The 15,056-nt window shown below is 44.4% G+C and carries 12 protein-coding genes and 1 riboswitch; of the genes, 7 read left to right on the top strand and 5 right to left on the bottom strand.

Annotated features, from left to right (window positions below; translation table 11 throughout):
* The first annotated feature begins 146 nt into the window (after nt 1–146).
* Together ACPEGP_RS09735 and thiC are read left to right on the top strand one after the other, a co-directional pair.
* The gene (locus ACPEGP_RS09735; RefSeq protein WP_423813280.1) at nt 147–437 is read left to right on the top strand and encodes an oxidative damage protection protein; all 291 of its coding nucleotides are present in this window, start codon (nt 147–149) and stop codon (nt 435–437) included.
* A gap of 168 nt (nt 438–605) precedes the next feature.
* A riboswitch (TPP riboswitch) is annotated at nt 606–730 on the top strand.
* Between the two features lie 261 nt (nt 731–991).
* Nucleotides 992–2,965 carry a phosphomethylpyrimidine synthase ThiC gene (thiC, locus tag ACPEGP_RS09730; RefSeq protein WP_423813279.1) on the top strand — a complete coding sequence of 658 codons (1,974 nt, stop codon included), beginning with the start codon at nt 992–994 and terminating at the stop codon, nt 2,963–2,965.
* 86 nt (nt 2,966–3,051) lie between these two features.
* On the opposite strand, the gene ACPEGP_RS09725 is transcribed toward thiC, so the two are convergent.
* Nucleotides 3,052–3,942 carry a fructose bisphosphate aldolase gene (locus ACPEGP_RS09725; RefSeq protein WP_200663054.1) on the bottom strand — a complete coding sequence of 297 codons (891 nt, stop codon included), beginning with the start codon at nt 3,940–3,942 and terminating at the stop codon, nt 3,052–3,054.
* Between the two features lie 160 nt (nt 3,943–4,102).
* Nucleotides 4,103–4,951, bottom strand: a complete 849-nt coding sequence (locus tag ACPEGP_RS09720; RefSeq protein WP_191691286.1) for an EamA/RhaT family transporter — start codon at nt 4,949–4,951, stop codon at nt 4,103–4,105.
* A gap of 328 nt (nt 4,952–5,279) precedes the next feature.
* On the opposite strand from ACPEGP_RS09720, the gene ACPEGP_RS09715 reads away from it, so the two are divergent.
* From ACPEGP_RS09715 to ACPEGP_RS09705, 3 genes are all read left to right on the top strand, one after another.
* On the top strand, nt 5,280–7,229 hold the full coding sequence (locus tag ACPEGP_RS09715; RefSeq protein ID WP_423813278.1) for an ABC transporter ATP-binding protein: 1,950 nt from the start codon (nt 5,280–5,282) through the stop codon (nt 7,227–7,229).
* Nucleotides 7,230–7,293: 64 nt separating this feature from the next.
* Complete coding sequence (locus ACPEGP_RS09710; RefSeq protein ID WP_423813277.1) at nt 7,294–8,196, top strand: alpha/beta fold hydrolase; 903 nt, start codon at nt 7,294–7,296, stop codon at nt 8,194–8,196.
* Nucleotides 8,197–8,236: 40 nt separating this feature from the next.
* On the top strand, nt 8,237–8,854 hold the full coding sequence (locus ACPEGP_RS09705; protein WP_423813276.1) for an alpha-ketoglutarate-dependent dioxygenase AlkB family protein: 618 nt from the start codon (nt 8,237–8,239) through the stop codon (nt 8,852–8,854).
* 31 nt (nt 8,855–8,885) lie between these two features.
* On the opposite strand, the gene ACPEGP_RS09700 is transcribed toward ACPEGP_RS09705, so the two are convergent.
* From ACPEGP_RS09700 to ACPEGP_RS09690, 3 genes are all read right to left on the bottom strand, one after another.
* Nucleotides 8,886–9,881, bottom strand: a complete 996-nt coding sequence (locus ACPEGP_RS09700) for an NADP-dependent oxidoreductase (RefSeq protein ID WP_423813275.1) — start codon at nt 9,879–9,881, stop codon at nt 8,886–8,888.
* 80 nt (nt 9,882–9,961) lie between these two features.
* Nucleotides 9,962–10,720, bottom strand: a complete 759-nt coding sequence (locus tag ACPEGP_RS09695) for an endonuclease/exonuclease/phosphatase family protein (protein WP_144296847.1) — start codon at nt 10,718–10,720, stop codon at nt 9,962–9,964.
* 202 nt (nt 10,721–10,922) lie between these two features.
* On the bottom strand, nt 10,923–12,035 hold the full coding sequence (locus ACPEGP_RS09690) for a hypothetical protein (protein WP_423813274.1): 1,113 nt from the start codon (nt 12,033–12,035) through the stop codon (nt 10,923–10,925).
* A gap of 463 nt (nt 12,036–12,498) precedes the next feature.
* On the opposite strand from ACPEGP_RS09690, the gene ACPEGP_RS09685 reads away from it, so the two are divergent.
* Nucleotides 12,499–14,688, top strand: a complete 2,190-nt coding sequence (locus tag ACPEGP_RS09685) for a M3 family metallopeptidase (RefSeq protein WP_423813273.1) — start codon at nt 12,499–12,501, stop codon at nt 14,686–14,688.
* Nucleotides 14,689–14,946 carry a YheV family putative metal-binding protein gene (locus tag ACPEGP_RS09680; RefSeq protein ID WP_423813272.1) on the top strand — a complete coding sequence of 86 codons (258 nt, stop codon included), beginning with the start codon at nt 14,689–14,691 and terminating at the stop codon, nt 14,944–14,946. It begins immediately after the preceding gene.
* Nucleotides 14,947–15,056 lie beyond the last annotated feature (110 nt).

Here is a 15,056-nt window from a genome sequence, read left to right as displayed (position 1 = left end):
GCGGTTTAAAAGTACTCCGACTATAGATTTGATGTTACCTTCTCTACACCTGATACGCTTTGCTAAATCGTGCAAGCGCGTTATGATAGATGAATACCAATATTCGACACAATAAGTTAATACCCCTAATTAGTAAGGATTGCCTGATGACTGAGACTTTTAATCCACAAGCCAATACCGTTTTTTGCCGCAAATATAAGCAAGAATTGCCAAAAATGCCGCATCCGCCATTTCCTAATAAAAAAGGACAAGAGCTACAAGAAACCGTTTCTGACAAAGCTTGGAAAGAATGGCTTGAGCAGCAAACCATGCTGATTAACGAAAACCATCTCAGCATGATGGACCCTGAAGCCAAAAAGTTCTTAACTGAGCAACGCGAGAAGTTTTTGGACAATGAAGACTATGAGCGCGCGCAAGGTTGGACACCAGAAACATAATACGCACGATGATTTTATTAATTAAAAAGAATGTCATTAATTGAAAAACTGTCATTGATTAAAAGACAGTGATTACATTAATAACAGCAAGATTGCCTCTCTACTAACAAATAGCAAATGACTAGGCATCATCCCTATAGTTTGTTAGTATGAGACTGATTTACAACACTGACAGACTCGGGGTGCGGTGTATGACAAGCTTAGTTTATAAGCTATTTCATACATTCGCTGAGAGATCACCCGCCGAACCTGATGCGGTTAGTACCGACGCAGGGAAGTCTTAAGACTATGTTTTATATACAAAGGGCGCGCAGAAATGCCTTTTTATTATTGTTCATACTTTATATGCTAGCGTTTTTACGCGGCCATGAAGCAAGCAATAAAAAGCGGCGCCTACCAATCATTTAACATGGCATTAGATTAATTTTCAATGAAAGTTGAATTTAATAATAGTGCACGTGTTTGATTATTGAATTTGTCTATCTTGCATCGTCTTGCCCCGCAGCTACTGGCGGTGTTGCTTTTATTCAAAAACCAACACGCTAGGACAGCATATGAACCTCACACAAAATACTTCAACTCCTATTGCCAAAACTTCTGACAAAAAAGCCGACGCCCTAAAAACGCCTGCCCATCGTACCGCCAATGATGCTCGCTTTGAAGAAGACGCCCGCGACTTACACCGTATCTTACCCGCTTCTAAAAAAGTCTATATCGGGGGCTCACGGCCCGATATCCAAGTACCGATGCGCGAGATTACCCTTGACCCTACACCCATCCAAGGGGTAAGCGAGTCCGAATGGGAACAAAACCCACCATTTTATGTTTATGACACTTCTGGTGTTTACACCGACCCCAATGCCGACATTGATTTGACCCGTGGTTTGCCCAAATTGCGTGAAGGCTGGATAGCTGAGCGCGGTGATACCGAGCAATTAAGTGGCTTATCTAGCTCATACGGACAAGCGCGCGCCCGTGATATCAGTACCGCTAATTTAAGATTTGCGCATATCGATAAACCACGTCGTGCCTTAGCAGGAAAGAACGTCACGCAAATGCACTACGCACGTCGCGGTATTATCACGCCTGAAATGGAGTATATCGCCATTCGTGAGACGCAAAAGCAGCACGAACTGACCGATATGCGCCAACACGATGGCGAAAGCTTTGGTGCCAATACGCCAAAAATTATCACCCCTGAGTTTGTCCGTGATGAAGTTGCCGCAGGCCGCGCCATTATCCCCAATAATATTAATCACCCTGAATCTGAGCCAATGATTATCGGGCGTAATTTTTTAGTGAAAATTAACGCCAATATCGGTAACTCAGCGCTCGGCTCATCTATCGATGAAGAAGTATCAAAAATGACCTGGGCAACGCGCTGGGGCGCCGATACTATTATGGATTTATCGACAGGCAACCATATCCATGAAACTCGTGAATGGTTGATTCGTAACTCGCCAGTGCCAATTGGTACCGTGCCTATTTATCAAGCCTTAGAGAAAGTCGATGGCGTTGCCGAAGATTTAACGTGGGAGATATTCCGCGATACCTTGATTGAGCAAGCCGAACAAGGCGTTGATTACTTTACCATTCACGCCGGCGTATTATTACGTTATGTACCGCTAACCGCCAATCGCTTGACGGGCATCGTCTCGCGTGGCGGATCTATCATGGCACAGTGGTGCCTTGCCCATCATCAAGAAAGCTTTTTATATACGCATTTTGAAGATATCTGCGAGATTATGAAGCAGTATGATGTGGCATTTAGCTTAGGCGATGGCTTACGTCCGGGCTGTTTGCAAGATGCCAATGACGAAGCACAATTTGGTGAGCTGCGTACCCTTGGTGAGTTGACGCAAGTCGCATGGAAACACGATGTGCAGGTGATGATTGAAGGCCCTGGACACGTGGCGATGAACCGCATTAAAGAAAATATGGACTTGCAGCTTGAGCTATGTAGCGACGCGCCTTTTTATACTTTAGGGCCATTAACCACTGATATTGCGCCTGGTTATGACCATATCACCAGTGCCATTGGGGCGGCAATGATTGGCTGGTTTGGCACAGCGATGCTCTGTTATGTGACGCCAAAGGAGCATCTCGGTTTGCCCAATAAAAAAGACGTCAAGGACGGCATCATCACTTATAAAATCGCCGCTCATGCTGCCGACCTTGCTAAAGGCCATCCGGGTGCACAGGCACGTGACAATGCTTTGTCCAAAGCGCGTTTTGAGTTCCGCTGGGATGATCAGTTTAATCTGGCGCTCGACCCTGATACCGCCCGTGAATATCATGACGAAACACTGCCAAAAGACGCCCACAAGTCTGCGCACTTTTGCTCGATGTGCGGACCGAAGTTTTGCTCGATGAAAATCACTCAAAACGTACGTGAGTATGCTAAAGGTTTAGATGCAAAAGAAAATCTAAGCGCAGGCGTCATGAGTGCAACTGAGATTGCTCAAGGTATGGCAAAGATGACCGAAAAATATCATGCCGAGGGTCGCCAGTTGTATAAAGAGGTTTAAGCGATTAACGTTAATGCTTAATTCACAAAAAAGCGCTACTCATAAGTAGCGCTTTTTATTGCAAACTGTTTTATCTTTATAGTAGATTAAATCTTTGATGCTTCGTAAATCTCTTTAATAGAAGTATTAATCGTATCAGCAAACTCTGCGTCGTCTTGTTGCTTACTTAAGCCTTCGGTAAAAGCACGCGAGAAGCTCGCTATCATACCGGGATTTTGCTTCAATTTTTCACAGGCGTCATGACGACTATAACCACCAGATAGCGCCACTACTTTTAGCACTTTTGGATGATCAATCAGCTCTTGATAAAATCCGTTTTCTTCAGGCAAAGTCAGTTTTAGCATCACTTGATGATCATCGTCTAAAAATTCAAGATTGTGCAAAATACTGGTTTTAAGGATGATTTCACAGTCATGTTTTTTGCTACTGTTGATATCCACTTCTGGCTCAACGATTGGCATAAAACCTTTAGAAAGAATTTGTTTTGCGACATCAAACTGCTGCTGGACGACAAGCTCGATACCATCGACACTTGGCTCATAAATGACTGAGCGCATTTTGGTGCCAAATACCGGATAATTTTTTGCTTTATCCAGCAACAAGTCTAGATTTGGCATCGGACGCATCACCTGTACGCCGTTCATGTGTTCAGCCAAACCCTTATCTACCTTTAAAAACGGTACGATATTTTTATCTTCCCATAGGTAATTGGCGGTCGGTTTGCCATTAACCTCGCGCTCCATGGTATCTTCAAATAAAATCGCGCCGAGCACACGCTCATTATCAAAGGCATCACAAGTCATGATACGCGCGCGCATCTCATGCACCAAATCAAACATCGCCTCGTCATTGTCATAAGCATCGCCGCTGACGCCATAGTTCTCTAATGCTTTTGGCGTGCTGCCACCACTTTGGTCAAGCGCGGCGATAAATCCTGAGCCATTTTTTATATGCTGTAGTTGTTTTTCGTATTCCATTGAATGGGTATCCTATCCTAATTAATAAGGGTCAAACGTTATTATAATAAGTCAATCAGCCCTCAACCGTGTGAGCCTGACTGTCAATTACCTTATCATAGGACATGCCACCTGCCTATTGTTGATAAGTTAAAATTTTGCCTATTTCACAGTGGCGAGATTAAAGCAAAAACAATACCGCTACACAGCCAATCGCCAATAATAAACCGACGATATTGATATGATTAAGGCGCTCTTTAAATACGCCTACTCCAATTAAAGTTGCTACTGCAATCACGCCGACGTTCATGCCTGTAAAGACGATACTTGGCGACTCAGACAATACTTGATGGGCGCGTATATAAGCATATATATTGCCCATATTGAGCGCGCCAAGTAATAATCCTGCGCTAAGGGCATTGCTCTGCCAGCGCACGCGAGTGCTAAGCAGGTAAACGAGCAGCAGCAAACCTGCCAGCCCAAAGGTCACAAATAAGGTTAAAGGAAACGCCGCGCCTTGTTTGGCAACTTGTTTGAATAAAATATCAATCACGCCATAGCCTAGCCAAACGCCAAACAACCAGAGTGGCGTCTGCTTTGCTTGGCTATTTATAAGCCCATGCTGCGGACGATAAACCAAAGCACCAAGCGCCAAAAACCCTAACAACAGACCAAATATGCGCGTACCCGTCAGTACTTCACCAAATAATAGAAATGCAGCAACGATAGGAATGATAAGCGATAAACGCTGAGCAGCATCGGTTGCTACCATCCCGACCGATTCAATCGCCCGCCCAAGGATAATAAACACTGCTGGCAACAAGATACCAAGCGCAATAATGATGCCCCAGGCATTGCCAAGTGCGCCGATACTACTAACATCTGGTTTTAATAACAGCCAAGTTAATAGAAATGCCACGGGATATCCCGCCACGATGGTTTGGCGAATATCGATATTTTTTTGGCGTAATATTTTTAAAAGTACGGAAACAGCGACGCTACAGAGCACCGCTATCGTTAAATACATCATCAACTTTATCCTTGTTAAGTCGCAACTTTGCGCGTTTATTATTTTTATATGAGTAAAAAATACTTATTCATTAGCTGATTTCTCGTTTAGTAAAACGTATAAATAAAGGAAAGCAATAAACTAAAAGAAATAATGGAATGTAACAAAATATTTCATCTGCAGCAATCTAATTATTGTGCGCTTGATTGTTCAGCTTACAATTAGCATGCAAGCATGAGGACGAATTTTGTTAAAATAACCAGCAATCCTAATAACAAAAGTAACGATTCACGATAGCGCTTAACGGCGTTTATCTTGGCGTACTGCTATGAATGCTCCCTGACTGCCTATGAATGCTCTATTTCGCTTTTTTGAAACTCGTCTGCCCGCCTTTCCTGAGACGCCTATGCCGCTGCCCTCGCCGCGTGAAGGTATGCTCAAATTTATGTGGGCATGTACCAAAGGGCTACGCGGTTGGTTATTGCTATTTATGATTTTGTCCGCTGGCATCGGTATCTACGAGGCCATGCTATTTGCGTGGATTGGCAATATCGTCGATTGGCTTGGCGTTTATACGCCGCAAAATCTGTGGGCAGAAAAAGGCGATATGCTGCTTTTGATACTGGCCGTGATGATTTTAAGTCCGCTTTGGATTGCCCTATCGTCATTTATTCATTTCCAAACCTTGCAAGGCGTCTTCCCGATGCAGATGCGCTGGCGTTTTCATCAGCGTATGCTTGGGCAATCGATGCAGTTTTATCAAGACGAGTTCTCAGGTCGCGTCTCTGCTAAAGTGATGCAAACGGCGTTGGCGGTGCGCGATACCGTGATGACGGTCACTGACATGTTTATGTACGTCGCCGTTTACTTTATTACTTCTGGCATTATTTTATTTAATTTAGACAGCTTATTATTGATTCCATTTATTGTGTGGTTTGTCTTGGTGTGGCTGGCGATGTGGTACTTTATTCCTAAGCTAAAGCAAACGGCGATTGTACAAGCCGATGCTCGCGCATTAATGACGGGCCGCATCACTGATGCGTATGCCAATATCATGACGGTCAAACTGTTTAGCCACTCGCGCCGCGAGCTCGATTATGCCAAAAACGCCATGGGACAGTTTTTAGGTACGGTCCATGCGCAAATGCGCTGGGTCAGCTACCTTGAGGTATCAACCCACCTAATCAGTGTGATTTTGGTCAGTAGTACGGCCGGTATCGGAATTTATTTATGGCAACAAAGTGCTGTTGGTGTTGGGGCAATTGCCGCTGCCACGGCGATGGCGCTGCGATTAAATGGCCTGACGCGCTGGATTATGTGGCAAACTGCTAGCCTGTTTGAGAGTATCGGGACAGTACAAGACGGGATGCGCACCTTATCTGCGCCGCAAACCATCGTCGATAAGCCGAACGCTTCTATCCTTAAAGTCAGCGATGGTCGTATCGTTTTTGATCATGTCGATTTTAGTTATGAAGGCGAAGACGATGCCACAGGTTTAAACAAGCATAAATCAGGCAAGCCTTTAGATAACATGAATGAAGATGCTGCTATTCCTGCTGCGGATTCTGCAGCGGGAACTTCATACGCCAAGCTATTAGATAACTTTTACTTAGATATCAAACCGGGTGAGAAAATCGGTCTGGTTGGGCGTTCAGGCGCTGGTAAATCAACTTTGGTTAATCTACTCCTGCGCTTCTTTGATGTTGATAAAGGGAAAATCTATATCGACGGGCAAGCGATTGACGAAGTTACCCAAGAATCGCTGCGTCAGCAAATCGGTATGGTCACCCAAGATACCTCGTTATTGCACCGTACTGTGCGCGAAAATATCGCTTACGGTCGTCCTGACGCAACCGATGAGGAAATCATTACAGCTGCTAAGCAAGCGCAAGCGTGGGACTTTATCAAAGATTTATACGATGATAAAGGCAATACCGGTCTTGATACCCAAGTCGGCGAGCGCGGCGTTAAGCTCTCGGGCGGTCAACGTCAGCGCATCGCTATCTCACGCGTGATGCTAAAAAATGCGCCAATTTTGTTACTGGACGAGGCGACCAGTGCACTTGATTCTGAGATTGAATTTGCCATTACCGAAAGCCTAAACGATATCATGACCGGCAAAACTGTGATTGCAATTGCTCATCGATTATCGACCATTGCCGCGCTAGATAGATTGGTGGTCATGGATAAAGGCCGTATCATCGAGCAAGGCAGTCATGATGAACTACTGGCGTTAAATGGCGTTTATGCGCGCTTATGGCAGCGTCAAAGTGGCGGCTTCTTAGGTGAAGACAGCTAATTGAAAACTAACAATAAAATGTAAGATAACGGTTAAAAAACCGCCACAAGGAAGTGTGATTTTTATGGAAACTTTTACCAAACGTATTAATATCAGTGGCAAGCAAGCGCGCTATTATGATTTAGAGCAGTTGAACCAAGCTGTAAATCACGCAGACAAACCAAACCACCATAAACGCCCGCCTGCTCATTTTTATGGTGGTAACAGCTTTACTGTTGGTACTTATGCGCCATTGTTAAATGAGCTCGCAACAGAGTTTGATTTATCGGCATTAGCGCTACGTGGCTATTGGTATGACAAACCGCAAGCGCCGCGTCTGACCCGCGAGCAAGATGCCGATATACTGATTGAGTTTTTGGACAAAACCCAAAACGCGCCTATCGTTGGTATTGGACATTCACAAGGCGCAACAGCAACCGCCATAGCAGCAGCGAAACGCCCCGATTTATTCTCGCAGTTATATCTTATCGAGCCTGTCACCTTTACTAAAAAACAAGCAACGCTTTATAACTTACTACCACGTAAAATACTGCTAAGCCGTGAACCTTTTAAAAGCACCCTAACCAAGCAAGTTACATGGGCAAGTATCGAGGATTATTATGCGCATCTGCGCGCGCAACGGGCTTATAAACGTATCAGTGATGAGCACTTAAAAGTATTTGCTGAGCAAAGTTTGATGGCCAATAATAATGGCAGCTATAGCTTGATGTTTGCCCCCGAGCAAGAGCTTGCCAATTATTTTGGTGCGCCTCATATCGATGCGGCATTAAAAAAACTGCACTGCCCTTACACCTTAATCACCGGCAAACCGACTTTGTTTATCAATGATAAAGTACGCAAACAATGGCAAGGATTTGTTCCCGCAGATAGCATTATCTCTTTGCCAGATTACGGTCATCTTTTGCCAATGGAAGCACCTGAATTGTGCGCGCAAATTATTAATGAACATTATGAGAGCAATAAATAGGCCGAGCGATGTGGAATGTAGGATATACGGAATATGAGCGATGAGCGACCTTTTTGCCCCTGCACCGACCGATAATTTCTTGCCTTATGATGGCAAGGTAAATGATTTAGGAATCGTGATTGACTATCCAAGTGCCCTATATTATGCCTTGTTGACGACGCTGCCTTGGCAATCTGATATCGTCACTTTATTTGGTAAGACCCACGTCACCACTCGGCAAATAGTATGGATGGGCGACAGCGCTGCCAGTTATCAATATTCTGGGCACAGGCGGCAAGCCATTGCATGGACAGACTCGGTGTTTCATGTGAAACATCATATCGAGCGGCAACTATTAAAAATCGGAGTTAATGCCAACTTTAATTCTTGTTTGCTAAATTACTATCCGTCTGGCGACGATGGTATGGGGTATCATGCCGATGATGAGAGGGAGCTTGGCGCGCAGCCGATTATCGCCTCTTTGTCACTCGGAGCGACGCGCAAGTTTGTCTTGAAGCATAAAAAAACTCAAGATAAAGTCGAGCTTTATCTTGAGTCCGGTCAGCTTATCGTCATGCATGGTGAGACGCAAAAATATTGGAAGCATACTGTCACTAAGACAAAAACAGTTTTAGAGGGACGTATTAGCTTAACCTTTAGGCAAATGATATTAGGTTAAGCGGGTTTGGCTTAATTTAAGCAACTCTGCCTTAGCTTGCTTTGAGCACAATCTTGCCAAAGGTATCGCCTTTTTCTAGCTCGCGATGGGCAGTAACTACTTCAGACAATGGATAGGTTTGCTGAATTTGTAAAATTAGCGTGCCATCAGCGATATCTTGTAAAACCTTTGCCATATCTTCGCCATTTGGCTTTACCGCGTAGCCGTCGACGCTCAAGTTTTTATTACTACCGGCAGCTTTTAGTTTATCAACCCAAATGGTCGGTAGCACTTTAACGCGACCAACAGATTTGAGTGTGCTCAAAGCGCGCACGCCTGCATTGTCACCGACCAAGTCCATCAGTACATCGGCTTGTAAGTCAGGAAAATCTTGGTCTTTGGTATAATCTATCCAACCTGCCAGCTTGCTTTTATCTATCAAATCATCAAGTTTGGCATATTTTTCTGGTGAGCAAATAAGCGTGACTTTGACATTATCTGACGCTACCTTTTTCAGCAAAAACTGAATCGCTAAATGTCCAACGCCGCCCGCTGGCGCGTTTATTACCACGTGTTCACCGTCTTTAATGTCGGCAAATTCTACAAACTGTAGCGCCGTTTGCCCGATACAAGGCAATGCTCCTGCTTGCTCTAATGTCACCGCCTGTGGTACTTTTGCCAGTAAATCAGCATCGACCGCCACGTATTCAGCGTAGCAGCTGCCATCAAAACTAAGGGCCGCGACGTCATCTCCAATGGTAAATTTATCGCTATTACTTTTGACCACCGTCCCTGCAACATCAAAGCCTAAAATAGCGGGCTCGTCTTTATCAAAGTTATTTTTTTGAATCGCATCGGCGCCCCAGCCTTTACCTTGACGGGTTTTATAATCGACGGGGTTGATACCAGCGTAAGCGACTTGTATTAATACTTGGTTGTCCTTTAATTCAGGAATAGCCACGCCGTCTTGATATGTCATGACTTCAGGTTCGCCAAACTCGCCTATCTGTATGGCGTGCTGCGTCGTTGGTAGGTGTTTATCAGACATGATTTTTCATCCTTGTATTATTCTAATTTCTCTTTTTCGGCTAGTTTCTTACTTGTTATCCATTAACTGATAACAGCAATTCATAACAATGCTAACTCTGCACTTAGCGGCAAATGATCCGATAGTGTTGACCAAGGCTTACCGGTATGCACCCAGGCGTCTTTTACCCTTAGATTGCGCACATAGATGCGGTCTAGACTGAGCACAGGCAGTTTTGCTGGAAAAGTCGGTAGCAATTTGCCATGACAATGCTTAAAAGCTTCGGTCATCCCTAAGCTTGAAGCGAGCCTGTCACAAGACATTTTTTTCCAATCATTAAAATCACCTGCCAAAATCAGCGGCTGTTCGGCAGCAATCTCATTACGCACATAATTGGAGATGGCTTCGTACTGCTTGATACGGTCGCGCTCAAAGAGGTTTAAATGGGCGCATAACACCACCACTGGCATCTCCCACCCTAGCGGCTGCACTTCACAGTGCAAGACACCGCGCTGCTCAAGTTTATTCACCGTAATATTGACGTTATGTTTTGGGTCTAGGGGAAAGCGACTCAACACCGCATTGCCATGATGACCGTTTTCATACTCTGAGTTTTTGCCATAGCTGTTTTGCAGTTGCAGATATTCACCAAACCATTCGTGCTGTGATTGGTCGGGGTATTCGTTATATTGCATATTGCGCTTGAGGTTTTGCCCCTGCACTTCTTGCAGGCAAAGAATGTCTGAGCCGATGATATCAAGCGCTTGGGCGATACCCTGTATCTTCACTTGGCGATTCATCGGCGACATGCCTTTATGAATGTTGTAGCTGGTTAAAACAAAAGAGGTGGTATTAGTCATAAATTTATCAGTTATAAACTCAATATGGATAGCGTAAGGGTGAACAGCGTTTTATTAAAAACTTATCAAATGACACCGGTCATCAGATAAACATGAACCTAGGTTATTATAAAAAAGAGCATTGATTCATATCGAACCAATGCTCCCATATTATACCTAAGTCGTAACGATGGCTAACTCATTAACGAATAGCAGCTATCAATTAATAGCGCGTTACCAGAGCAATTGGCTGATCTTCACCCATCAGCTCCTGCGGCATGAATACGGCTTTGCCACCGTTATGAATGACGTGTTCGATGATTTCACCAACCGCATCATCAGTCACGCCTTGGGCAGTCGCATCATCAGCCATGCTTAAAGTCTGCGCCTCTTCATCGATCATAGCCGGTTGCATGTAACCGCGACGAACATATAAAGTCTCGCCAACCCCTTGGAAGGCGCTGCGGTACACTTCTTGTAAATCCGTTTGCAGCATATTGGCACCGCGCGCTTTGTCAATTTCACCCATAGCGGCTTGATGTAATGACGAGCGATAATTTTCGACCGCTTCTTGTACGCTATCAACGATATGCTGCGCGCTGCCTTCTTCCAGATTGGTGGCATTTGAAACGGTAGCAATAATATTATCTGGACGATCACAAACATCTTTATAATAACCGATATTTTTGGTATCCCCAACGATGACTAAAGGCATTTTATGCTCGCCCCATAGCTCTTGGACGCTCTTATCTACTTGGTTAAAGAACTCTTTTAGATAGCTACTCTCGTTATTTGCTGAGCGATCAGAGCCTGCATCACCCGTTGTATATAAACCATTATTTTCTACAGGAAACGGAATGTTTTCCATATTGTTTTGTGCATCAGTATCTTGATCAAACTCTTTGACCACACGGTCGTTAGACGCTTCAATCAAGCGCGCCTTATCACGGGTTAATACTACCGTATAATAATGCACGGCGCTGGCCATATCACGCACCAAATCACGCGTTGCAAATCTATCAGAGATGATCACGCGCTCTTTGGTATCAATAGGCATACGGACGATTTGAGCATCGTCAGTGCTAGCAAATATGGCTAAGGTATCTAAGTTATAGTTGTGATTTAGGTCACTGGTTTTATTTTTGATATTTTCTAAAATAGAGGTGGCGGTACTTTTGTCGTACTCGTTATTTAGGCGCTCTTCGACGACTTTTAATTGGTTTTTTAGGGCGATAGGATCTTTTTGATTGTCAGGATGCTCACGGTGGGTTTTGACAAAAATACTGACCGCTGGATTGGCTTTGGTCTCACGTAGACTTTTAAGAGTTGCTTTCATAAATACTGCTCCTTATTTTATTATCATTGGTTGGTATTGCAAAGTTCGTCATAGAATTTGAAAATTATTTTTAATAACTGCCTTGTGTTTAATTTATTATATTAAGTCCTTGTATTACTAAGATGCTAACAACTTGTCCTCACTCCCTGTAGGGTTAATTTGCAAGTAAATGATGACGCTTTGTAAGTGAAACTTAGCTAACTATCGGTCATATCGATAATTAGCGCCGGGTTATTATCCAATTGGACATTTCTAAAAATCCCATTTGTAAAATGAACACTCTAAAACCAATTATAACGCTGGCTTGTATTTCAACCGCGACATACCCATCTTTTAGATAACCTTTACTTTAAATTACGTCTTAAACTACGTTTTAAATAACGTTCATAGCACTTTATCTAAATCAGAATAATTTATTCATTACTAACAGACCTTGACTAACAGACATTGGATACCTTTCTTTATGAACTCTATTGCTCCAGATTTACACCTTGTTGATTTTTCCAGTACCACACCTGATGCCTTACAAAGCCAGGTCATCAGTGCTATCGATGCTGCCAACCGTTTTTTAGATGAGATGTCGGCAGATAGCAATCTTAGCACTGAGCAGGCATTGGCAGAGGTGATGAGCTTTGACCATATAAACCTGGCGTTAGATCGTAGTTGGGGCATTTTGTCGCATCTTAATAGCGTGATGAGTAGCGATGAGATTCGTCATGTCCATCATGAATTGTTGCCCAAGCTGTCTGCTTATGGCACGCGTGTTGGTCAGCATCAGCCGCTATTTAGTCGCTATCAGACGATCGTCAATGATCAGGCTTTCTTTGCCGAACTAGACCCAGCGCGGGCGCGAGCGATTGAGCTTGCGCTGCGTAGCTTTGAGCTATCAGGCGTTGCGCTACCCAAAGCTGAACAAGAAACCTTTGCTGCTATTCAAAGTGAATTGTCGACTTTATCAGCGACGTTCTCAGACCATATCTTGGATGCTACTCAGGCGTATGCCTTACCGCTTGAGCAAGGCCAATTAGCAGGGTTAACTGAGAGTGGTTTGGCGCTATTAGCGGACGCAGGTGAACAGTATAAAGCGCGTGAGCTTGCCAGCGGTACGCTTACCCAAGGACAAATTGATGCGTTGCCGACGCCTTATTATGTGGCAAGCTTAAATATTCCTGTTTATCTTGCCGTCATGACCCATGCCGATGATCGCAATCTACGCGAGACGCTGTACCATGCTTATGTGACCCGCGCCTCTGAGTTTGATGCGCATACCAATGCCAAAGGTGAAGCGCTCAATAATGCCGATATCATGGGCCAAATTCTGCAATTACGCGCGCAAAAGGCCAAGTTATTAGGCTTTGATAACTATGCAGAAGTGTCACTGTCGACCAAAATGGCAGATAGCGTTGTAGAGGTTGAAACCTTTTTACGCGATTTAGCCGCGCAAGCAACCCCAGCCGCTAAGCAAGACTTAGCGCAGTTGCAAAAGTATGCGCAGGCTTATGGTATTAATGACTTGCAGCCATGGGACAGCGCTTATATTGCCGAAAAAGTAAAACAGAGCGTGTTTAGTTTATCGCAAGAGGAGATACGTCCTTATTTCCCACTACCGAAAGTGATTAGCGGATTATTTACGATCGTTGAGCGCTTATACGGTATCAAGGTACAAGAGCACAGTGAGTCTGTGTCGCGCTGGCACGATGACGTACATTTTTATCAATTATTTGACGCCGATGATCACTTGCTTGGTGGCTTTTACTTTGACTTATTTGCTCGTAGCGGCAAACGCGGCGGCGCGTGGATGAGCGGTTTTCAATCACGTTATACCTATGCGGAGCAAGACCATCAGCAGCTACCGGTTTGCTTTATGGTCGGCAACTTCACTCCTGCCCTCGATGGCAAACCAAGCCTATTGACTCACGATGAAGTACTGACCTTGTTCCACGAATTCGGTCACGGTTTGCACCATTTACTCACCCAAGTCACCGTTAGTGATGTCGCTGGTGTCAATGGCGTTGAGTGGGACGCGGTCGAATTGCCCAGTCAATTTATGGAAAACTGGGCGTGGGATGCCGAAGGGATTGCTTTAATAAGTAGCCATGTTGAAAGCGGCGAACCCTTGCCAAAAGACAAACTTGCCGCCCTACTAGCGGTCAAAAACTTCCAAAGCGGCATGCAAACCTTACGTCAAATCGAGTTTGCGCTTTTTGATTTATTGATTCATGCGCACACACCAGCCCTTGATTATGAAGGTATCTTGGCGACGCTAAACGCCGTGCGCGATGATATTGCGATTATGCAGACACCGGATTATAACCGTTTTGCTAATGGCTTTAGCCATATCTTTGCTGGGGGTTATGCCGCCGGTTATTACTCATATAAATGGGCGGAGCTTTTATCTGCCGATGCGTTTAGTAAGTTTGAAGAAGAAGGTATTTTTAACCCAACCACAGGAAAAGCCTTCCGCGAGACTATTTTATCAGTCGGTGGTAGTTTCCCTGCTAAGACCAATTTTGAGAACTTCCGAGGTCGCAGCGCCAGTATCGATGCTTTACTACGGCATAGTGGTTTTGACAATACTAAAAATGATATTGCTAAAAATGATGCTGCTGCCAATGCTAAAAGCAATGTTCAAACGACGCGCGAGGTCATCTGAATGCGCTATCAATCATCAACGCCAAAGCGCCGGTTTTTAGCAGGCGTTCGCTGCCCTAAATGTCAGGCGATGGATGCAGTGATGCAAGTAAATATCGTCATACCCGAACCTGATGAATACATCGAATGTACGCAGTGCGGACATACAGAGCACCGCCCCGATCCTGATACTATCAGTGCTAAAAACCATTTAGAGGACCAGATCGCGCGTGATGCGATGTCGACTGGTACCAGTGGGACAGTCAAATTCAAGCCATAAGCAATAAAAGCTGTATCGTCAAGTCCTAATGACACTTAGCCTATCTACCAATAGATAGGCTTTTTATTTTGAGTTTGCTATAGTATGCCTACTTATATTTTTGACATAAA

Origin of the sequence: Psychrobacter sp. 219-2-C (assembly GCF_049560815.1) — a bacterium.
Lineage (GTDB): Bacteria > Pseudomonadota > Gammaproteobacteria > Pseudomonadales > Moraxellaceae > Psychrobacter > Psychrobacter faecalis.
This window is presented reverse-complemented; position numbering and strand designations above follow the sequence as displayed.